The following is a 515-nucleotide window of genomic DNA, read 5'->3' on the forward strand; positions in this document are numbered from 1 at the left end:
GCTCAGTAGGGTGCGGCGCATGACACGGGAACTGCGGCGCACGCTCGGGGTCTTCGACGCGGTGGTGATCGGGCTCGGGGCGATGATCGGGGCCGGGATCTTCGTCGCGCTCGCGCCGGCGGCGCGGGCGGCCGGTTCGGGGCCGCTGTTGCTGGTAGGGCTGGCGCTGGCCGCTGTGGTGGCGTACTGCAACGCGACGGCCTCGGCGCGGCTGGCGGCGCTCTATCCGGCGTCCGGCGGGACGTACGTGTACGGGCGGGAGCGGCTGGGGCCCTTCTGGGGGTATCTGGCCGGCTGGGGTTTCGTGGTGGGGAAGACCGCCTCGTGCGCCGCCATGGCGCTGACCGTCGGGGCGTACCTGTGGCCGGAGCAGGCGCACGCGGTGGCCGTCGGCGCGGTGGTGCTGCTGACGGCCGTGAACTACGCGGGCGTGCAGAAGTCGGCCTGGCTCACGCGGGCGATCGTGGCCGTGGTGCTGGTGGTTCTGGTGGGCGTCGTGGTGGTGTGCCTGGGGG

General features: G+C 74.0%; 1 protein-coding gene. It reads left to right on the forward strand.

What is annotated here, in order from left to right; genetic code table 11:
• Window positions 1–19: 19 nt before the first annotated feature.
• On the forward strand, window positions 20–515 hold a 496-nt coding region (locus tag E2E34_RS35010), incomplete at its 3' end, for an amino acid permease (protein WP_138905802.1).

Origin of the sequence: Streptomyces albidochromogenes (assembly GCF_005981925.1) — a bacterium.
GTDB classification, from domain to species: domain Bacteria; phylum Actinomycetota; class Actinomycetes; order Streptomycetales; family Streptomycetaceae; genus Streptomyces; species Streptomyces albidochromogenes.